We start from the raw sequence: 20616 nt of genomic DNA on the forward strand, positions 1-20616 counted from the left end.
CACCAGAGCGCCGTCCCCTGTGAGCCCGTCGCCGCCATGGCAGGGCGAGCGGCCCTGTACCCATCCTGCCCGCGCCGGTGAGCGCGCGCACACACACACCGAAGGACGGGCGGCCAGGATGGATTGGATGGGATCTCGCCAGAGCGCGCGGTCGCGAAGGAGGGAAGCCTGGAAGACGCATGAGCGCTTGGTCCTCGATCGTCGCGCCGCGCGCAGCGATGGAGACCCGCGCGGCCCCGTCGTGCACAACGCGGCCCCCGGTACGTCGGTTGCTCCGAGCCCGTCCGCGGCCGGAGCCGGCCGCTCGTACAAGGGAGAGAACGAATGAATCGACTGATTCCACTCGGAGCACTCTCGGCCTTCCTGTCGCTCGTCCTCTGGGGTGGCAAGGACGTGGCGGCCGCTCCGATCCCCGCCGCACTGAGCAGCAAGCAGCTCAAGGACCTGACGACCGCGGACGCCGACGCCACGTGCCAGTCGCTCACGCCGAACCTCGTGCTCACCAAGCAGGATTCCTGCGAGTTCGTCGGACTCCTGTGGTCCACGGTCGGGCAAGTGTGCACCGTCGTGAGGGACAAGTGCCTGGCCGAGGGCCAGCAGCCGCCGGCGCGAGCGGACGACACGGCCACGGCGAGCTGTCTGCCGCCGGCCGAGGCGCGCGTCGGCTGCACCGCGACGGTGGCCGAGTACGAGGCGTGCATGCTGGCGAATGCCGAAAAGGTCCGAGCGCTCAGCTGCGATTCCGCGACGAGCGCGCTCGAGGCCCCCGTCGCGGCGTGTGACGTCATCGCGCAGAAATGCCCCGATCTCGGCGACACCGACGACGGCCAAGGCCAGGGCGAAGACGAGCCCTGACGCCACCGCAAGGCGCGCCCCGCAGGACCCCCGCCCGCCTCGGGCCGGCCGCGAGGCGCGCCGCGGCTACAGCGCTGCGCTCCCGATCTGCTGGATCGTTGCCTCCATCTGCAGCCGCTCTCGCTGCTCCGGAGACGACTGGATGAGCTCGTTCAGCTTGCTATAGATGACATAGAGCTTTCCGTCCCGGAGCACGCCGGTCGTCGGATAGACGTCGCCGAGCCGCTGGACCGCGCGCAACCTCGCGGTGCTCCAGCCATCCTCGCTCGACAGCGAGAACGCGGCGTTCGACGCGACGCCAGCCACCTGGTTCGCGACGACCACGAGATCTCTTTTCCCCACCAGGGTCAGCCCATCTCCGCCCACGAACCGCTCGGCGACGTCGACCCTGGAGAACCGCGACGGGTTCGCAAGGGGCACCTTGAACAAGCTGCCATCGCTCTTCTTGACGACCAGCAAATAGCCATCGGGGTGGACGACCACCCCGTTGAGGTTGATCCCATCGCCGGCAAATTGCTCGTCCCGCAGGAAGACGGCCGCGTTTCCCTGCGGATCGACCTTGTAGATCGTCGGCGAGAAGCTGTCGGTGACGTAGGCATTGCCGGCCGAGTCCAGGGCGATACCATTCGCGAGGTGAGGGCCGGGGGACAGCGGCGCGAGATCCACGTAGTGGATGGCCTTGCCCGTGGAGAGATCGTAGACGCCCACGGCGGCCAGGTTCTTCGGCCCTGCGGCAGACGGCTTGACGCTCGCGCCGAGATCGGAGCTCACCGCCCAGAGCCGCCCCCGCTCGACGTCCACGGCGATGCCGAGCACCGAGCAGAGGCGTGGGTCGTCGACGACACGGGAGACGCCGCCATCGCCGTCCACCGCGTAGATCGCGCCCTCCCTGAACGAACTCACAAGGAACTTGCCTCTGCTGCTGTCGAATTCGATCGTCTCCGGATACAGCGCTGGCCTGTGGACGGTGATGGGCTGTCCCGTGCGCTCCAGGGTGACCACCTCCGCGCGAGCGCAGCCGGCGGCCGCCAGCCCGATCGTCGCAACCGCGCACAGAGCCCGGACGGTCAACACCGCACGCGCCGCACGCCGCGCGCTCGGCGTCCTGTTCATGATCGACATGTCAGCTCCTGTTCTGCTGAGGTATCCCCTCAGTTTCTTCGGAAAATTCACAGGGAGGCGGGGAGACGGGGAGGGAAATCTTCAAATACTCCCTGTCTCCCCGCCTCCCTGTTCAATTTCCCCGCTGAAATGGCAGCAAACTGAGGGGAGTCCTCGGCCTGTTCTGGACAGGCCCGTGCGGTGTGCGGAGCGCGCTATCGAGGCGCGCTGCCGGACGCCCGCGGGCGCCTCTCCCACGTTGTCCATTCGTCGACGAATCGCTCTTCGATCCAGGCCTTCGCGGCGCGCGCGTGCCTCAGCTCCTGGCGCAGCTCGAGCACCAGCACGGCAGCCTGGGTGTCCTCGCGCTGCGCGTCGGGGAGGAGCAGCGCTTCCTCGAGCCGCGCCTCGATCTCCTGCTCACGGCGCGCGAGCTCGACCATCTGCTCGCTCGCCGCGGCTGCGTCGGGCGGGGATGCCGTCGCCTCGAGGGCAGCGCCACGATCCCGCGCGAGCGCGTCGCCGGCGCCTGCCGCGAGCAGCGGCGGCCGCGCGCGCGCCACCTGGACGCTCAGGCCCGCAGCCGCCACGCCGGCCGCGGCGAGGCCGGCGATGGCCCGCCACCGGCCCCGAGGGCTCGGCGTGGATCGCGCCAGGCTCCCCGCATCCAGAAGGCGCCTTACGCGCGGGAGGAGCGCGCCCGCCGAGCGCGCCATGGCCGGGACCAGCGCGCGCCGCGGGGCGAGCGATGCGCCCGATGCGACCTGGACCAGCGCGCGCGCCAGGCCGAGGGGATCGCCCGTGAGCTCGACGGCGCGATCATCGCAAGCGAGCTCCGCTGTCTGGCGGAAGCGGGATGACGCCCAGTGGACGAGAGGGTGCGCCCACAGGACCGACTGCACGAGGCCAGCGGCCGGAAACCACAGCCCGTCGCGGCGCTCGAGGTGCGCCAGCTCGTGCGCGAACACGGCGTCGACCTCTGCGTCGGTGAGGGCGGCGAGCCTGGCCAGCGGGACGCAGATCTCGGAGGCTCCGATCACGAGCGGGCTGCCGATGCCGGCGCTCTCCGTCAGCACGACAGGGCGCAGCCCGATCCGGGCGCGCAGCCGCTCAAGCCGCTGGAGCAGCCGCGCGTCGTGCACCTCCGTACGCCCACGGAGGCCACGCCACAGCAACAGCGCCGACGTGGCGAACCGCAGCAGCCCCAGCGCGGCCGCTCCGGCTGTGCACGCGGCGAGCAGGTTCCACCCCGGGCTTCCCCCCGCGTGCCGCGCCGGCGATCCGGCGTCGGCCCTCTCCCCGGTTGAACCGCCGATCTCCGGCGCGGCATCGAGGACCGCCGGCGCGGGAGCGTCCTCGAGCGACAGGACAGCGATCTCTCCAGGAGATGCCGTGTCCCCTGCCGCGCGCTCGAAACCCCATGACATCGCCGCCGCGAGCAGCAGTGTCGCGAGCGGACCGAACAGCGCCATCTTCCAGAGCAGGTGCCGCGTGGAGGACGACAGGGATCTCCGGTGAGCCAGGAGCGCCGCCGCCCCGGTCCACACCGCGGCGTGGACCGAAGAGGTGAGCAGGAGCGCCAGCCAGAGGGCCGCCATGCCGGACCAGGTGCCCGGCCCTGCGAGCAGGTGGAGCGCCAGGATCACGCTCCTTTCTCCTTGATCAGCCGCTGCATCTCCTCGAGCTCTTCAGGGCTGAGCTGCTCCGACTCCAGGAGCTGCGCGGTGAGGGCCGACGCCCTGCCGCCGAAGAACGAGCGCAGCACGCGGTGGAGCACGCCCCTGGCCGCCTCCTTCTGGTCGACCGACGCGCGGTACACGAACTGCCTGCCAGACCGCTTGCGCTCCACCCACCCCTGCTGGCTGAGCCGCTGCAGCAAGGTCGCCACCGTGGTGGGGGCGAGCTCCCGCCCGTCCTCCGCCATCGCCGAGACGACGTCCCCGACGGTGCCTTCTCCGACGGCCCAGAGGGCCTTCATCACCGCGAGCTGCAGATCGGTCAGCGCTTCGGTTCCCACGACGACAAGTGTCGTTCATGGGCGACCGTTCGTCAACTACAAATGTAGTCGCGCGAGTTCCGGGGGAACGCCGCCGGGATCCCGGGCCCGGGTCGGGCCGCGCGCTACGTCGGCAGCTCCTCGAACTGGGGGAAGGCGTCCGTGATCTGATGCCAGGGCGCCTTGGAGCCGACGTAGATGTGGTGATCGGGCCCCTTCGCCGGCGCGCCGTCGAGCGTGCCGAGCTGCACGTGCGCGAACCGCTGCTCGCGGACGACGTCGTACACGGGCGAGAAGCATTGCTTGCAGACGCAGCGGTACCCATCCTCGGACTCGCCGACCCGGAGCAGGTGCTCCCGCCCCGCGGTGACGCGGAGCCTGTCGATCTCGATCCCGCCGATGGCGGCGCAGGCGGCGCCGGTGCGCCTCCGGCACCTCGAGCAATGGCAGTAGAAGGCGTAGCCGAACGCGTCGTCGACCTCGAAGCGCACGGCACCGCAGTAACAAGCTCCGTTCAACATGGCCCGTCTATCTCCCTCGAACGCGGCGCTGGAGAGCGCCGCTCCGGCTCCCTCGAACGCGGCGCTGGAGAGCGCCGCTCTGGCCCTCGCGCTCCCTCAGCCGTCGGGGAACGGGATGAACTCGATGTCGTCGCCCGGCACCTTGGGGAAGAGCCCCGCCTTCCAGTCCTGCTTCGCGCGCTCGATGCGCTCCGGCGAGCTCGAGACGAAGTTCCACAGAATGTGACGGTCGCCGTCGAGCGGGGCGCCGCCGAGGAGCATCACGCGGCTCTGCGAGAGCGCGCGGAGCGCCGGCTGCGCTCCCGCGCGGAACACGAGCATCGTCCCCTCGCCGAAGCGCTGGCCCTCGCAGCCGACCGCTCCGTCGATCACGTAGGCCGCGCGCGCCGCGTGCTCCTCGGGCAGCGGGAGCGTCGCATCTGGGTCGAGCTCCGCGTGGACATAGAGCGTCGGCGACAGGACGCCGACCGGAGAGCGTGCGCCGTAGGCCTCCCCCGCGATCACGCGCAGCGTGGCGCCGTCCCGGGTGACGACGGGGATCGTCGCCGCCGGGTGGTGCTCGAAGCGGGGCGCGTCCTCCTCGTGCTCCATCGGCAGCGCGAGCCAGCACTGGACGCCGTGGAGGTGCGTCTCGTGCGCCAGGTCGCCGCGCTCGGAGTGGACGATGCCGCGCCCGGCGACCATCCAGTTGACGTCGCCCGGCCGGATCGGCTGCGTCGTGCCGAGGCTGTCGCGGTGGAGGATCTCCCCCTCGAACAGGTACGTCAGCGTCGCGAGCCCGATGTGCGGGTGCGGGCGCACCGAGATGCCCTGTCCCACGGCGAAGCGCGCAGGGCCCATGTGGTCGAAGAACACGAACGGGCCGACGAGCCGGCGGCGGACCGACGGCAGCACGCGCCGCACGGAGAAGCCGCCCAGATCGCGGGAGCGCGCGTCGATGACGAGCTCGATGGCGTCGGCGGGCGAGTCCACGCAGGCGGGTTCATGGTCGGCGTAACGGCTCATCAGGGGCTCCTTCGCAGCGCTGGGCGGGGGTGCGCGGGGCGTCGCCTCGGTCCAGGGATCGCTACCCTAGCCCAGGAGGAGCTCCGGATGTGTAGCGGCTCGTCGCCCAGAGGAGCGCTCGCCCGGCCGGTGCGCGGAGATGCGACAGATTCGAGTCCGGCAGAAGCCAGCACGGCGGCAACCTGTGCGCTCATCCTCCTCCGTGGTGCGACGCGAGGCCGGCTCACTGGCCAGCGCCCGCAGGTACGCAACGAACGCCTCACGCTGGACGAGGCGAAGCTTGCCGAGTTTCGTGATCAGCAGGGGAAAGCCCGGCGTGCGGATCGTGTCGAGGAAGACGATAGCGCGAAGCATGCAGTAGGGCAGCTGAAACTACATTTATTGTGGCCAGCGGCTCGCCCTTGGGCCGACCGCGCGTCAACGCGCCGGCGTCACGGCTCAGTGAGTTTGATCTCTGGGAACCCGAGCCACTTCGCATCGAGCCACGAGAGCCGGCCCACACCTTCGTATTTGACGAGCATCGACGGGATCAAATGGAGCGCGCTGTGCAGCGCCTGGAAAGCATCGATGCCGACTCCGTGGGTCTTATGAGCGTCCCCCGCTCCAGCGACTTCCACGTCAGCTTCCCAGCACATAGCGTGAGGCCTGTACTCGGGTGACCACAGTCGCACTCGGATGCTTTCGTTCGTCCCATTTGGAAATGTCAGCTCGAGGGTACGTTGCGCAATCACGTCCGGCATGCCCCACCAGCTAGCGCCCTCTTCGGCGATGTCAAGCGCCCTAGCTCAACAGGAGCTCAGGCACCTCCTCTGCCCGTTTTGTCGTGCCTGTTCGCAGATGCTCTTCAGGAGCAGGGGCGCGCGCTCTTCACAGTAGAGCTCCCATCGCGTCGAAAGCGCGAGGCATGCAGTCGGGCAACTGGAACGGCACTTCGCGTAGCCCACGGCTCGCCCTTCGCTGCTCTCCGCAAGGCAGATTTGTGTGTCATACCGCGTCAAGAATATTTCCATCGCTGATCCACACATGAGCCTCCAGATATCAGCCCCCTCGTCTACCGCGTCTTCGCACCTTCCCCGCGCTGCGAGCGAGTCGCCAGCCTCCAGGGTTTCATCGTCCAACACGGCTTCCGAGTCAGGCGTCTGGTCGACCGTGCACGAAGGGATGGAACAGCAAATGAGAGCTATTGTGATGGCGATGGTGATTGTTCGCATGCCGCGCCTATTGCGATCGGTGTGCCGGGCTCATGTGTGCTTCCCTGAGGCGTGCCGCATGTCTTCCGAACTAGAGCGGGGAGCAGGTCCGAGGTGCACGCTGCTTGCATCCCCATGGCGGGAGGGCAGCAAGGATGCGACCCTGCGGACTCGACCTTCGAGAGCGCATCGTCAAGGCGTACGAGAATGGGGCAGGATCGGTACGCGACCTGGCCGAGCAGTTCGAAGTCGCACCGAAAACCGTGCAGTCCTATCTCACGCTCTACCGGACGACCGGCAGCGTTGCGCCGCGTCCTCGCGCCAACGGGCCGCGACCGAGGATCGACGGGCAAGCCCTGGATGACCTGAGGTCGCTCGTGGCGACGTCCTCCGACGCGACCCTGGACGATTTGGCTGACCAGCTCGCGCGCCGTGATCACATCGTAGCCAGCCGCCATACCGTCGGCCGGGCGTTGCGGCGGCTGAACATCACCCGGAAAAAAAAGCGCTCCACGCAGCCGAGCGCGACACGGAAGGTGTGACAGCGGCTCGCAAGGCCTTCGCGAAGAAGCTCGCTCGACTCGATCCACAAGAGCTGGTTTTTATTGACGAATTTGGGACCAATCTGGGTATGACACGGAGGTACGCATGGGCGCCACGGGGAGTCCGTGCCCACGGTGCGGTGCCGATCAACACCGACCCCACGATCACGCTCACGATCGGGCTGGCCCTCGATGGTGCCGTCGCTCCCTTCGCGTTCGAAGGCACGACGGACGGCGTAGCCTTCCGCGCGTACGTCGAGGGACAGCTCGTCCCGGCGCTGAGGCCAGGCCAAGTCGTCATCGCAGACAACCTCGGGTCGCACCGCACGCGGGGCGTTCGCGAAGCGATCGAAGGTGCTGGCGCGAAGCTGATGTACCTGCCGCCCTACTCCCCGGACTTTTCTCCGGTCGAGAATTGTGGTTCCAAGATCAAAGAGTCGATCCGAGCGGATGCGCCTCGATCGCCCTCAGCCGTCTACAAGTCGATGGGACATGCGATCGGCGCGATCACTCCGGTGGACGCTCGCGGCTGGTTCAACCACTGCGGGTACTGTATCCCTCGGACCTGCTCCCCGCTCTAGAAACCAAAGGTTTTAGAACATGAACAGGTCACGTCGGGAACCGTCCTCTTGGTTCTCACCGCGGCTCCCACCAGCCTCTTTCCACGTCGACTGCCCTTCCTCTTTCTACTCCTCTGCGTGGGCAACGACGTCCGATGTCCGGGAGGGAACTGCAGGCCGAACCGGAGCAGCACCGCGGCCGAGGCGTCGAGAGGTGCGTCGGCGAGTTCGGGTCCGTCGCTGGCGTCGAGGCGTGCGCCGGGTCCGTCGCCAGCGGGCGGTACATGGCGGCGCGGCTCGGTCGCCCCGGAGCGGCCGCGGGCGTCGAGGTGGACGCCAGGATGTGACGGTCGCTGTCGACGGGGATCGTCGCCGCCGGGTGGTGCTCGAAGCGGGGTGCGTCCTCCTCGCGCTCCATCGGCAGCGCGAGCCAGCACTGGACGCCGTGGAGGTGCGTCTCGTGCGCCAGGTCGCCGCGCTCGGAGTGGACGATGCCGCGCCCGGCGACCATGCAATTGACGTCGCCCGGCCGGATCGGCTGCGCCGTGCCCTCTCGACGCTCACAAGGTCCACACCATGTTCACGACGATGCCTCCCAGCTCGACCGACGCCGCCCGAGTCCACCGGTTCGGCAGCCCCGACGTCATCACCATCGAAAAGGTGCCGGTCCCGCTGCCCGGCCCGGGCGAAGTGCTGGTCCGCGTCGCGGCGGCCGGGGTCGGGCCGTGGGACGCCTGGATACGTGCCGGCAAGAGCGTGCTGCCCCAGCCGTTGCCGCTGACGCTCGGCTCGGACCTCGCTGGTACCGTCGCCGCGGTCGGCCCCGAGGTGACTGGCCTCGCGCCGGGCGCAGCGGTCTTTGGCGTCACCAACAGGCGCTTCACCGGCGCACACGCGGACTATGCCGTGGCGCAGGCGCGCATGGTGACGCGCAAGCCGCTCCGGTTCGACGACGTGCAGGCCGCCTCCGTGCCGGTCATCGCCGTCACGGCGTGGCAGGCGCTGTTCGATCAGGCCCAGCTCGAAGCCGGACAGACCGTGCTGGTGCACGGTGCGGCCGGCGGCGTCGGCGCGTACGCGGTGCAGCTCGCGCGCCGGTCCCGCGCCTGTGTGATCGCGACGGCCTCGGCCAAGGATCGCGACTTTGTCCGCAATCTCGGTGCGGACGTGGTCGTGGACTACCGGAGCGAGCGCTTCGAGGATGCCGCCAAGGACGTCGATGCCGTCATCGACCTCGTCGGTGGCGACACCCAGGCGCGGTCCTTCGCCGTACTCAAGCCACGTGGCGCACTGGTCTCGGCGGTGTCGCCCCCTGATCAGGAGGAGGCCGCCCGCCGCGGCGTGCGGGCAAGCTTCTTTCTCGTCGACGTCACGACGGCGCACCTCGACCGCATCGCCGCCCTGCTCGACGCGGGCGAGCTCTCGGTCGACATCGGCGCTGTGCTGCCGCTCGCCGAGGTCCGCGGCGCGCATGAGATGCTCGATGGCACCCGCCCCCGCCCGCGTGGCAAGATCGTCCTGGCAATGGCGCCTTCTCGCTGAGGTCCCGTTCAGCGCCCACGCTGGCGAGGGCGGCAGCGTCGCCCCGGACCAGCGCCTGCCAGGGCGCGCCGCGCAGAGCCTCGCGCGCCCAGCTCGGCCGCCGTCGCGCGGCGATCGACGCGCGGGCAGGGCGCTTCACGGCGGCGTGGCGATACCCTAGCCTGGCCGTGGATCTCCGCCGCGCCGCGAGCGCCACAAGGAAAGAAGGACCATGGCCGTCACCTCTGGCTTCGACCTCACGAGCGAACGCTTCTTCGCCGATCCATTCCCGACGCTCGATCGGCTCCGCACCGAGGCGTCGGTCTACTTCTTCGAGCCGCTCCAGTGCTTCATCATCACCGCTCCTGCCGATATCGAGGGGCTCGTGAAGGACCCGAGCTTCACCGCGCGGCGGGCAACGGCGATCCTCGGCAGCCTCGGCATGCTCGGCGAGGACGAGCTCTCGAGAAAAACGTTCGACTCCTTGTCGCGGCTCGCCTTCTTTCAGGACCCGCCGCGCCACACGAAGCTTCGACAGCTCATCATGAAAGGGTTCTCGCCGTCGGCCGTCGAGTGGATGCGCCCGCGGGTCGTGGGGCTCGTGCAGCGCGCCGCCGAGAAGGCGCGGCGCGACGGCGAGATGGATGTCGTCTCGGCGTTCTCCGAGGCGGTCGCGCTCAACACGCTCGCCGAGATGTTCGTGATACCTGAGGCCGATCGGCCGCAGTTCATGAGATGGTCGACGGACCTCCTGAAGCTCGCTGGCGGCGGGGTCACCTCGGAGGAGCAGAAGCGGGCGGTGAAGCAGAGCTGCTGTGACATGGTCGACTATATGATGCGGCTCGTCGAGGAGCGCCGGAAGGCGCCGGGCGAAGACGTCGCGAGCAGGTTCATCGAGGCAGAAGGCGGAGACACCGAGCTTGCGGGCGAGGCGGCCATGCAATGCTTCCAGATGGTCGCCGCGGGATTCGTGACCTCCGTGAACCAGATCGCGAACACCGTGCTCGCGCTCCTCAACCACCCCGCCGAGCTCGCGACGCTCCGGGAGGCGCCAGGCCTCGTCCGCGGCGCAGTCGAGGAGAGCCTGCGCTTCGAGCCATCCGTGCTCTCCCTCAGCCGCATGTGCGCCAGGAACACGGAGATCCGGGGCACCAGGGTCTCCGAGGGGCAGTTCGTCTTCGCGATGGTCGCCGCGGCGAACCGCGATCCCGGGCTGTTCTCCGAGCCGGACCGCTTCGATATCACCCGGCAGCAGAGCCGGCACCTGACCTTCGGGAGCGGCGCGCATTACTGTCCCGGGGCCCCGCTCATCCGGATGGAAGTGGAGGAGTCGGTGCGCGCCCTGCTCTCGCTGCCGCGCTGGGAGCTCGCCGAACCGACGTTGAGCTACGCCGGCTCGAACCTGCAGGACCGCGGGCCGAGCTCGCTGCGCGTTCGCTTCCCAGCAGCCTGAAGCGGGCGGGCTCGGCCCATCTCCACGATCACCGCGGGACCGAGCTACCGCGCTGCTCGGCGATATCCGCGCTCAATGGGCACCGGTTCGCGGCTGGGGTTCTGACCAAGCTCGGCCGCGATCTCTTCCGCGGTGCGTCCCAGAGCGGCGTCCACCACGGCGTAGCGCTGCGCATGATCGATCCGGTTCAAAGAGGTCGAAGCCGGGGGAGACGGTCGCTGGATTGTCCACGGTAAGCAGCACACTTGAGCCGGTCGAAACGCTTCACAAAAATGAGCCGACGAGCAACTTTGGTCGGACAACATCGCCCAACGTAGGACTATTAACCACATCCGGTTGGATCTACGGGCGGCTGAACGCATTCCGCTGATCGACCAAAAATTCCCACAAAAACGGACCCAATCTGGCGATTTCTGTCGGTTGACGCCAAGCGGACGGCATCACTAGCGTGGCTGGATGCGTTGCATCGCGCATTCGCTCTCGATCTTTCTTGCGCTCGGGGTCGCGACAGCTTTCACGCGCTCAGCCAGCGCGGACGACATTCAAGCGAAGGCGAAACCGAGCGGCAGTTCCTCGGTGAAGGACCATGTTCGCCGTGGTCAGAGGGCGCGCAATGCCGGGCTGTGGGTCGAGGCGCACGCTGCCTACAAGGCGGCTTTCGACGCCGCAGACCCGACGACCAGCACCGAAAGAGAGCGCGCGGAGCTCGCCGGCGAGCTCGGCCTTTGCGAGGTCGCGCTGCACAGGTATCGCGACGCGGCCGAGCACCTTTCCAGGAGCCTGGAACAGCGCGAAGCGCTTCCGGACGCGCTCCGGCGGCGATTCGAGGCAGGACAGCGCGAGGCAGGGAAGCACATCGCGACGCTCGTGCTCGGGGTCGATCCGCCCGACGCCGAGGTGCTCATCGACGGCGAGCGCATCGGGCGTACCGCGCGGATCTACACGCTCTTCTTCGAGCCGGGCAAACACATGGTGCGGGCGCGAGCACCGGGCCGCGCGGACGCGTTTCAGGGTTTCCTCGGCGTGGCGGGCGCGGAGCACGAGATCACGATGCAACTGCCCCTCGCGGCGGCGAGCAGCGCCAAGGAGACCGCGCCTGTAGCACCGAAGGAAGCGCCGCAGGCCCTGAGCTCTTCGCCCGCTGTGCGGGACCGGCCGCCCAGCCCGTGGACATCGTGGCCAGGCACCCTGCGCATCACCGGTGTCGGGTTGACCGTGGCGACAGGCTCGCTCGGTGCGGTCTTCATGGTTCGCGCGATGACTGCCGACGGAGATCTGGACGAGCGGAACGCGAAGCTTGACGCCGCCGGCGTTTCTCAAGGGGTGTGTCGGGAAGCGCCGAGGCCCTCCGCGTGCTCCGAGCTGAAGGGTCTCCGACGAGAGCGAGATCTCTTCGCCGGGCTCGGCACGGCGATGGTGGTGACGAGCGGTGTCGTGGGCGCTGCGACCCTGGCTTCGTTCTTCACGGACTTCTCTTTTCTACAGGCTGAACCGAGCAGAGCTCGACTCGCGCTGGTGCCGACAGTCACGCCGGCACACGCCGGTCTCGTTGCGTACGGCGCGTGGTGACCAGGACCTAAGGACATGCCTCTTCTCGAACCGCGACGAATGCGGCTGCTTCTCACCGTAGGCATTCTCTCCACGGTCGGCGCGGGCGGCCTCTCCGGGTGCGCTTACGACGATAGCTGCTACGACGAACGCCTCTGCCTCACACCACCGAAATCTCTCTGTGACGGCGATCCAGCCACGGCGCCGGCCCTTGATGAATGCGGGGTGTTCGTCAGCGCGCAGGGCGACGACACGAGCCCCGGCACGAAGGGAGCGCCGGTCAAGACGCTCCAGCACGCAATCGGGCTCGCCACGCACGGGCGAGGTCATGGCGAGGCGGCGACCCGGCGCGTGTACGGGTGCGGAGGGGAGTTCGCGGAGGAGATCACGCTGCCTTCGGGGGTCGACCTCTGGGGCGGGCGCCTGTGTGACGGCGGGGATTGGTCGTACGAGGGGTCATTCGGCGGGCCGGAGCACCCGACGATCATCGCTCCGCCGGGGGGGATCCCGCTGAGGGTGATCGCGGCCGAAAAAGAGGGCAAGACGTCAACAGTCTTCGGCGTGAGTATCAAGGCGGCCGACGCCTCGGCGCCCGATGGCAAGTCGTCGATCGCAGTGATTTTGAGCACGGGGGCCAGGGCGATCGTGCGGGAAAGCGTGATCGTCGCGGGCAACGGCAAGGACGGGGAGCCGGGGAAGGACGCGCCGACCTTCCGGGCCACGGGCGGCACGGAGGGGAACGATGGGGCGTCTGCGTGCACGGCAGACGCCGCGGAGGGGGCCCTTCCGGTCGTGACCGCGTGCGACGACGGCGTCGAGTCCACTGGAGGCTACGGGGGCGACGGTGGGCTCGAGTCGGGGGGCGACGGGACGCCGGGAAAACCGGAGCCGACGGAGAATCCGGAGGGCAAGGGCAGCGCAGGCAGCGGCGCGGGGAACTCGCTTTGCAAAGATGGCGAGGCCGGCAAGGAGGGGCTCGACGCCGAGCGCGCTGACGGCGCGGTTGGCGCAGGCTACCTCACCGAAGACGGTTGGATGGGCATCCGCGGGGAGGACGGGAAGAAGGGCGGCGTCGGTCAAGGAGGTGGAGGAGGCGGCGGCAGCAAATCGCGAGGAGCGATGGGGACGTGCCCAGCTGGCCGCCCGCAGGCCGGTGCAGCTGGCGGCTCAGGTGGCAGCGGCGGCTGCGGTGGCCTTGGGGGTAAAGGCGGCGACTATGGCGGGTCGAGCATCGGCGTTGTCGCGCTGCAGGGGAGCGCGGTGACGCTCGAGGCCACTCGGGTGATGACGGGCAACGGCGGCAAAGGCGGGGTCGGCGGCACAGCCCAACCGGGCGGCGTTGGGCAGTACGGTGGCCACGGCGGCGTCGGTTATGGAACCGAGATGTGGGAGGCGTGCAAGGGGGGCAACGGAGGCGCCGGCGGTCGCGGGGGCGACGCTGGTGGCGGCCTCGGAGGCTCCTCGTATGGCGTCGCCGCTCACAGCGCCTACGTAGGCATCGGGCCGGACGTCCCTGTACAGCTCGGAACAGCTGGCGATGGCGGTCTCGCAGGTAATGCAGCACCTGATGACGAGGTGGGGCAGGGCCAGGCCGGCGATTCGATGCCTTACCGTCAATTCGACGTGCCCAATCCCGCACCGCCGCGCTGATTGTCCCCCCTTCGCGACGACACGACATCGAGGAAGAACGATGCGACCCACAAGAGCGACCTATCTGTCCCCTGCGCTCCTGCTCATCGTGGCCGGCTGCGGCACCGCACCGGGCCCCAACGAGCCTGGCGGAGCGGCGTGCGACGGCACCTCGCCGTGCGATGGTGAGCCGCCGGCGGAGTCGGTCTGTCTCGAGCGCCTCGCCGCCGATGTGTGGGAAGATGGATGCGGCGTGTTCGTGGGCGGCGTCTGGGGCAGCGGCGACGACGCGAACCCCGGCACGAAAGATAAGCCGGTGCGCACGCTGCAGCGCGGCGTGGAACTCGCGCGTGCCGGTCGAGGGCGCGTCTTCGCGTGCGCCGACGGGTTCTTCGGGCCGCTGACTCTGCCTTCCGGCGTGGATCTCATCGGTGGGTTCGGCTGCGTGAGCTGGAAGCGCCAGGCCGACACGCACTCTCTGATTCAGCTCTCGGACAAGTCAGACATCGTCCTGACCGTTGTGCCGGCGAGCGATGGCGACACGGGCGCCGCGGACGGGGTATCGACGATCGTCGACATAGCTTTGAGGGCGTGGGGCCCGATCACGATGCTTGTTCGCTCCAACACGGCCGTGGAGCTCATCCGGAGCGAGATCCGCACATACTACGGCTACTCAGGCCACGATGGCGAGGAATGGCCCGGGCTGAACCGCGCGGCAGACGGGGCTGACGGCGTGTATGGCGGCGATGCGTGCTCGGGAGCCACCGTTCCCGGCGGCGCAGCGGCGGTGAATCCGTGCGACGGCGGAATCCCGAGCATCGGCGGGAAAGGAGGGGACGGGCTTCCCGACGGCGCTGGCGACGGGGACGACGGGCAACCGAACGTGATGTCCGACACGAACGACGGACATGGAGGCGACGGGGATATCCCAGGTTTCAACTGCGACTCGGGGTTCTACGGGATCTACGGCGCGCCCGGTACGGTAGGTGCCCCCGGCGAGGGCATCGGGCGCATCCGCGAGACGGGATGGGAGGCCGATCGGGCAGGCGAGGGTACCAGAGGCATGCCGGGCCAAGGCGGCGGCGGGGGCGGTGGCCGTCGAGGCGGCCTCACCGCGTGCGGAGTGGCCTCGAAGGGAGGCGCCGGCGGCGGCTCCGGAGGCGCTGGCGGCTGCGGTGGGCGAGGCGGCCGAGGGGGCGAGAACGGCCACCCGACGATCGGGATCGTCGCGCTCCACGCCAAACTGACGGTACGCGATACCGTGATCGAGACACTCGCCGCGGGACCGGGTGGCGACGGCGGGCCACCCGAGCAAGGGGGCAAAGGCGGTCGAGGCGCATCGGGCGGCGCCGTGGGGGACGGCACGTGGTCCTGTCAGGGTGGCAACGGCGGCCGAGGGGGCGATGGCGGCTACGGAGGCCCCGGGCGCGGCGGCGACTCGATCGGCATCGCCTACCTCGACGAGGACCAGCTCACGCTCGAGGGGGTCACCTACACTCTCGGACCGCCGGGGAAGGGCGGCGTGAGCTGGGATTGGTCCGGCGACGAGATCACGGGGGAGGACGGAATCCAGGTCGAGACGCAGCGTTTCCCTGAATAGGATCACGACACATCAGGCGAACCCTGTAAACGGTGGAGCGGCATACGCCTCGGGCGATCCGCCATAGCGTGACCGCCGTAACGTCCACCGCTGGCGACCGAGGCAGCCGCGGAACTCGGCCAGACGGACGCGCGTATGGCCGCTGGCGTCATTCCTCGTCGTGCGTAGCGCGAGCTCCAAGTCGCTGGATGCGCTGGTGAGCTGTGCCGCCGTCCACCACGACCCAAGGAGCCAGCGGATCATACGCTGTGACACCCCACACGGTCAACGGCGCTCCTTGAGCGATCTCAGCAAGACCGTGTCGCTTAATTTCATCACCGACAGCCGTCAACCTATAGCGAGCCTCCAGCATAGGCGCTCTCTCCGTCCTGTAGGGCACGCTCTCCAGCGCGGCCTCAGCCCCACGGTGCTCGGCCCACTGGCGCAGCCGCATGGCAAAATAGAAATCGCTGATGCGTATCATCCAAGTCTTCAGCAGCTCTGCGCCAGCAGGTGAACGGTGCATTAATACGTCCACGGGCGTCGACCAATCTTTCCCGAGACACGAGAACAAGAGCTCGTCAATTCGAGATAGGGTGAGCTTGCTGCCGTCCACCCGAGGGAAAAATGCCGCTTGATGGGTGCCCAGATCCATGAAATCCTTGCGCCCACCCTCGGTGGATAGGACCGGAGACCGACCGGATACCTTTCGCCAAGAGCGCGCCATGTGCTGGACGCGCGTCCGAGATAGAGCGCGCGCGTCGTCCAAACCGCGGCGCACGTCAGCCGGCTTCACGTGGACGAATCCACGGCTAAATCCATCCTCCGGCGCATCTCCCAGGACGACGATGTCGAGATCCGGGTGCTCGGGCCGATAGCGGAGCCTCCACGCGCAGAGCGCCCACAGCATCAGCCTATCGCTCCACAACCCGGACGTCCACACGACGATTTTCCGCTGCGATTTCAACGCATCGATAACCTCATGAAACCGCGAACGGAATCGTGTCCTTTCCCGCCCTCGAATGCGCCAATAAACGCACCGCTGCTCACAATGGACTTCGGGATCGGACGCGCACGGCCCCTCCAGCATGCTGTCGCTCATGCAACGCACAGGAAGGCGAAGCTCGCGCCGGACCGCTCCCCGAATGTCCCCATTTGTAGCGACGTGAACAGTCATCTAAACCTCAAAATAAACACTTTTTGCACTCTGCCGATGGAGGATCCCCAGACTCGCACCGTCTAAAGCATGTCCGACACTTCGTGCCGTCGCTTCCAGACCCTGGCCTTGCGCAAGACCACGGACCACGGTTGACGCAATCCTGATATTTCTCATCGCAGCTGCGATTGCTTGTCTGCTCGCAACTTTCTCGACAGCTCTTATATCTAGCGTACGCACTATCCCGACACGCTGTCCGCTGCGCCTCGTCGTCGATCTTTCCACACTGAATATTGTCAGACTCGGAGTCCGTCTCGCATTTCTCCTCACACGGTGTCTGGCTCGCGATGTTACAGACTGGAGGAGAAGGCGGATCCATGTCCTGCGTCTCCAGCGGTACGGGCCCGATGCCGCCGGCCCCTGTCTGGCCGAACCCGTAGCCGCCCGCCCCTGTCGCGGTGATGATGATCCCGCCGGCGCCGCTTTCGCCCTCACTCTGGAGGTAGCAATCCCCGACATCGAAGTTGCACCCCGCAAGACCGAGAAATCCAACGGCCAACACCTTGTTCATTTCGACTCTCCCCCGAATCTCCAGATAGGCCCAGCGGTCACCATCACGACCACGCTTCCAGGAAGAACACGGCTGCTCCCGCCGGCCCAGTCCACGTTGAGGCTCGTGGATACCCCCAGACGTCCAGCGAAATACCAGTCGGACTGTGCGCGCCCGCCTGGAGCAAGCCCCATCACGCGGTTACAGAGCACGGCACCGCATACCGGCATCGAGTAGAGCGACAGGGCTGGACCAAGGCTGACGTTGCCCGTCTTCGTGACGTATCCGACGGTAACCGCCGTTCGATCGTAAACCCCTACACGTGCGCCCGGAATGATGCTGAGCATGTTGTGGACTTCGATCCGGAAGTCCCGCTCTTTTCGCCAGAGCCAGCCGGCGAAGGGGCTCACGGCCAGCTTGGGTTCGGTCCCGACCTGGATCCCACCCACGCTCACGCCACCGGTGAACTCGAGTGCCTGCGCCGACGCCGGAACAAGGACGAGCGCGCATGCGCAGAGCAGGCCGACGTTGCCGTGTGCGCGCATGGACATGGCGGAAGCCCTGGCCAGCTCGCGACGCGCGCTGTGGGGCACGAACGATTTTCCTGGGCGTGTGGCGCGGGCGTCAACGAGAAACGCTGCGGTGCAATCGCAGTGGATGGGGGTCGACCCGTCCCGGGCGTGCGCCGGTGCGCAAGGCGGCTACGCGGCTGGAGTGTTCGTCAACCAAGTGGTTGGCGAACGGCCCTCGCGCAAATTCGCAGCGCCGCGACTATTCCGCTTGACTATGGCGGCCGCACCGTGCTGCCCGACATGCGCTTCGACCTCTACGACCGCAGCGGCGGAGAGGAGCCGAGCTCGCGCCCGCGCGCCTCGTCGCTGGTGCCTCTCCTGTACTCGGCCAGATGGGCGACGTCGCCACGCTCGCCCTTTGCCAGCGTCGCTCCTGCACTCGGCCAGGTGGAGAACCACTGCACCGAGCTGGCCGACGTTCACCTCTACATCTGCGACGGCCCTGAGCGTGCTCAAGTGGACGACCGCGGCCCTCCGAGTTCGTGCCGGGGATCTCGACGTCGGCTAGGCGTGGCGCGGCCCCCCGACCGACGCCTGCGCCGCGGCGAGGGACCACGCCGATGGGCTCCGGCGCCATGTACTCAACGACGGCCGCGCCGAGTTGCTCCTCGTTGAGCTGCTGGATGGTGAACGACCGCAGCCCCGAGCGCGTGCCCCAGGTGCAGCGATCCGAAGCCGCGTCCTTGAAGACCCGCGACCACCAACACCGGCACGGGACGTTTTGACTTAAGCGCGGGTGCCGACGGAGGACAGGACCCGCTCGAGCTCCATGGGATCAATTGGCTTCGTCATGTGCAGATCGAACCCCGCCTCCCGGGAGCGGCGGCGATCGTCCGCGTGGCCGTACCCGGTCTGAGCGATGAGGTAGGCCCGGGCCGTGGCGGGATCGGCGCGCAGCGCCCGCGCGAGGGCATACCCATCCATCCCCGGCAATCCGAGGTCGCAGAGCACCACGTCGGGCGCGAGCGTGCGCCCCATGGCGAGCCCCGCGGGGCCCGTGTACGCGACCTCGGCCTGATACCCGAGGAGGGCCAGCAACTGCTTGAGGATGTCCGCCGTGTCGCGGTTGTCCTCGACCACGAGCACCCGGAGCGACTCCTCCCGCGGCGCGGTCGCAGGCCGGGCGGGCTCCGGTCGTGAAATGGAACGAGCTGGCGTGGAGGAGAGCGGCAATCGGACGCGGAAGGTCGATCCGAGCCCCGGGCCCTCGCTGTGGGCCTCGACGGATCCGCCGTGCATCGCGATCAGGCTGTGCACGAGCGAGAGCCCGAGGCCGAGGCCGCCGCGCCGCCGATCGAGGCTGCTGTCGGCCTGGCTGAAGGTCTCGAAGACGCGCGGGATCATCGATGGATCCATGCCGATCCCCGAATCCTCCACCACGATCACCGCGGTGTTTGTCGCCGGATCCGCCTCCAGATGGGCGACCACCCGGCCCCCCGCGTCCGTGAATTTGAGCGCATTGTGCAGGAGGTTGCCGATGACCTGCGCGAGGCGCGTGTGATCCCCGGAGACCCAGACCGGCTCGTCCGGGAGGGAGACCAGAAGCTCGATGCCATTGCCCCGGAAGGTCGGCGCATAATCGTCCGTGACCTGACGGACGATCCGCGCGAGATCACAGGGCTCTTTTCGCAGCTCGATCTTACCCCGGGCGATACGCGACACGTCGAGCAGATCGTCGATCATCCGGGCCATGTGCGCCACCTGGCGCTCGATCATCTCGCGCGTCCGGACGGCCTCGGGCGCGTGGCCGCCGGTGATGTCGAGGACATGAATGGCCGTGCGAATGGGCGCGAGCGGATTGCGCAATTCATGGGCGAGCATCACCAGGAACTCGTCCTTGCGGCGATCGGCCGCCCGGAGGGCCTGCTCGCTCTCGAGCAGCGCCTGCTCGGCCCGCTTTCGTTCGGTCACCTCCTGCACCACGACGTTGATGCCGAGCATCGTGCCCGCCTCGTCGCGCACGGGGTGGACGCTGACCAGCCAGTGGCGGTCCCCCTCGGGCCGCGCATGCCGGAGCTCGCAATTCGTCACCTCCTGCCCCGTCTCGAGGACACGCTTGCAGAGGTCCTTGAAAGGCGTGGCCTCGGGGATGAACTCGCCGAGCGCGCGGCCGAGGTGCTCGGAGATGGGCCGACCCGTGATGCGCGCGAGCGTCTCGTTGACGCTCACGTACCGGAGATCCCGGTCGAGGAAGCAGAGGCCGACGGGGGCCGTCGAATACACGTTCTGCAGGAGCGCGAGGTGGCGCTGCGCGGCCTGCTCGCTCGCGCGCAAGCTCCGGCAGAGGCGATTGCGCTCGAGGACGGCTGCCACCTGCACGCTCAGCGTCTGCATGAGCGAGAGCTCGTCGGCGTTCATGTGCGAGCGTTTGCTGGTGGCGAAGGCCAGGGTCCCGAGCAGCCGGTCGTGCGAGATGAGCGGATATCCCGCATAGGCCTGCACGCCCGCCTTTTTCAGCTCCGACCCGCATTCCAGGGTCGAGCGCTGGAGATCGAGGGCGATGAGGGGCATCCGGGTCGCCGCCACGGTCCCGCACATGAACTGGCCGAACCTGATCGTCCGATATCGCTGCTCGTCCTCGGGCGAGATGCCCGCGGCCGACTCGAGGACGAGGGTATTCGGCTCGTCGCCGATCATGTAATTGAAGTAGAGCTCGACGCCGAGGTCGTTTGCCAGCTCCTCGAAGAGGGCTCCGAGGAGAGCCGAAGGCTCGTCGCAGAGGACGAGCCGACTCGCGGCTTTTGCCAGGATCCGCAGGTGCGCGTGCCCGGCTCGCGCTTGCCCGGGCGTCTCGGCCGCAAGAGCGAATTTCGGGTTGGGCGGCACGTGTACCCATCG

At 68.3% G+C, this 20616-nt stretch carries 18 protein-coding genes and 1 pseudogene; 9 read left to right on the forward strand and 10 right to left on the reverse strand.

Annotated features, from left to right (window positions below; genetic code table 11):
• The first annotated feature begins 324 nt into the window (after positions 1–324).
• Positions 325–855 carry a hypothetical protein gene (locus WME79_RS36275; protein ID WP_437524477.1) on the forward strand — a complete coding sequence of 177 codons (531 nt, stop codon included), beginning with the start codon at positions 325–327 and terminating at the stop codon, positions 853–855.
• 66 nt (positions 856–921) lie between these two features.
• Here the strand turns inward: WME79_RS36275 and WME79_RS36280 are convergent, their stop codons facing one another.
• The 6 genes from WME79_RS36280 to WME79_RS36305 form a co-directional block, all read right to left on the reverse strand.
• Positions 922–1977, reverse strand: coding sequence for a hypothetical protein (locus WME79_RS36280; RefSeq protein ID WP_437524479.1), 1056 nt, complete (start codon positions 1975–1977; stop codon positions 922–924).
• A 194-nt stretch (positions 1978–2171) separates the two neighbouring features.
• Entirely contained in the window at positions 2172–3602 is a 1431-nt protein-coding gene (locus WME79_RS36285) for a M56 family metallopeptidase (protein ID WP_437524482.1), read from the reverse strand.
• Positions 3599–3973 (reverse strand): BlaI/MecI/CopY family transcriptional regulator, encoded by a 375-nt coding sequence (locus tag WME79_RS36290; protein ID WP_437524485.1) that lies wholly within the window; start codon positions 3971–3973, stop codon positions 3599–3601. Before WME79_RS36290 ends, WME79_RS36285 begins: the two co-directional genes overlap by 4 nt.
• Before the next feature lie 104 nt (positions 3974–4077).
• Positions 4078–4473 carry a GFA family protein gene (locus WME79_RS36295; RefSeq protein ID WP_437524488.1) on the reverse strand — a complete coding sequence of 132 codons (396 nt, stop codon included), beginning with the start codon at positions 4471–4473 and terminating at the stop codon, positions 4078–4080.
• A 96-nt stretch (positions 4474–4569) separates the two neighbouring features.
• Positions 4570–5478, reverse strand: coding sequence for a pirin family protein (locus tag WME79_RS36300; RefSeq protein WP_437524491.1), 909 nt, complete (start codon positions 5476–5478; stop codon positions 4570–4572).
• A gap of 431 nt (positions 5479–5909) precedes the next feature.
• Positions 5910–6218: a DUF6968 family protein gene (locus tag WME79_RS36305; protein ID WP_437524494.1), complete on the reverse strand. Its 309-nt coding sequence runs from the start codon at positions 6216–6218 to the stop codon at positions 5910–5912.
• Positions 6219–6823: 605 nt separating this feature from the next.
• On the opposite strand from WME79_RS36305, the gene WME79_RS36310 reads away from it, so the two are divergent.
• The 3 genes from WME79_RS36310 to WME79_RS36320 all read left to right on the forward strand — a co-directional run bounded on the left by WME79_RS36310 (position 6824) and on the right by WME79_RS36320 (position 8117).
• A complete protein-coding gene (locus WME79_RS36310; RefSeq protein ID WP_437521135.1) occupies positions 6824–7210 on the forward strand; it encodes a helix-turn-helix domain-containing protein in 387 nt (128 codons plus the stop codon).
• On the forward strand, positions 7207–7791 hold the full coding sequence (locus tag WME79_RS36315) for an IS630 family transposase (RefSeq protein ID WP_437521138.1): 585 nt from the start codon (positions 7207–7209) through the stop codon (positions 7789–7791). The genes WME79_RS36310 and WME79_RS36315 overlap by 4 nt, the downstream gene beginning before the upstream one ends.
• 134 nt (positions 7792–7925) lie before the next feature.
• Entirely contained in the window at positions 7926–8117 is a 192-nt protein-coding gene (locus WME79_RS36320; protein WP_437524496.1) for a hypothetical protein, read from the forward strand.
• Positions 8118–8209: 92 nt separating this feature from the next.
• Here the strand turns inward: WME79_RS36320 and WME79_RS36325 are convergent.
• A pseudogene (locus WME79_RS36325) lies at positions 8210–8311 on the reverse strand (pirin family protein); the annotation flags it as partial.
• Positions 8312–8346: 35 nt separating this feature from the next.
• Between WME79_RS36325 and WME79_RS36330 the strand changes: the two are divergent.
• The 5 genes from WME79_RS36330 to WME79_RS36350 all read left to right on the forward strand — a co-directional run bounded on the left by WME79_RS36330 (position 8347) and on the right by WME79_RS36350 (position 15521).
• Positions 8347–9312, forward strand: a complete 966-nt coding sequence (locus tag WME79_RS36330) for an NADP-dependent oxidoreductase (protein ID WP_437524498.1) — start codon at positions 8347–8349, stop codon at positions 9310–9312.
• Positions 9313–9523: 211 nt separating this feature from the next.
• Positions 9524–10744: a cytochrome P450 gene (locus WME79_RS36335; RefSeq protein ID WP_437524500.1), complete on the forward strand. Its 1221-nt coding sequence runs from the start codon at positions 9524–9526 to the stop codon at positions 10742–10744.
• A gap of 576 nt (positions 10745–11320) precedes the next feature.
• A complete protein-coding gene (locus WME79_RS36340) occupies positions 11321–12313 on the forward strand; it encodes a PEGA domain-containing protein (RefSeq protein ID WP_437524502.1) in 993 nt (330 codons plus the stop codon).
• Positions 12314–12517: 204 nt separating this feature from the next.
• Complete coding sequence (locus WME79_RS36345) at positions 12518–13942, forward strand: hypothetical protein (RefSeq protein ID WP_437524505.1); 1425 nt, start codon at positions 12518–12520, stop codon at positions 13940–13942.
• 40 nt (positions 13943–13982) lie between these two features.
• Positions 13983–15521, forward strand: a complete 1539-nt coding sequence (locus tag WME79_RS36350) for a hypothetical protein (RefSeq protein WP_437524508.1) — start codon at positions 13983–13985, stop codon at positions 15519–15521.
• A gap of 148 nt (positions 15522–15669) precedes the next feature.
• Here WME79_RS36350 and WME79_RS36355 read toward each other — a convergent pair whose 3' ends face one another.
• From WME79_RS36355 to WME79_RS36365, 3 genes are all read right to left on the reverse strand, one after another.
• A complete protein-coding gene (locus WME79_RS36355) occupies positions 15670–16155 on the reverse strand; it encodes a hypothetical protein (protein WP_437524511.1) in 486 nt (161 codons plus the stop codon).
• Positions 16156–17223: 1068 nt separating this feature from the next.
• Complete coding sequence (locus WME79_RS36360) at positions 17224–17757, reverse strand: hypothetical protein (protein WP_437524513.1); 534 nt, start codon at positions 17755–17757, stop codon at positions 17224–17226.
• 747 nt (positions 17758–18504) lie between these two features.
• Positions 18505–20604, reverse strand: a complete 2100-nt coding sequence (locus WME79_RS36365) for an ATP-binding protein (RefSeq protein ID WP_437524516.1) — start codon at positions 20602–20604, stop codon at positions 18505–18507.
• Between the last annotated feature and the right edge of the window lie 12 nt (positions 20605–20616).

This window comes from Sorangium sp. So ce726 (assembly GCF_051521405.1).
GTDB lineage: Bacteria > Myxococcota_A > Polyangia > Polyangiales > Polyangiaceae > Sorangium.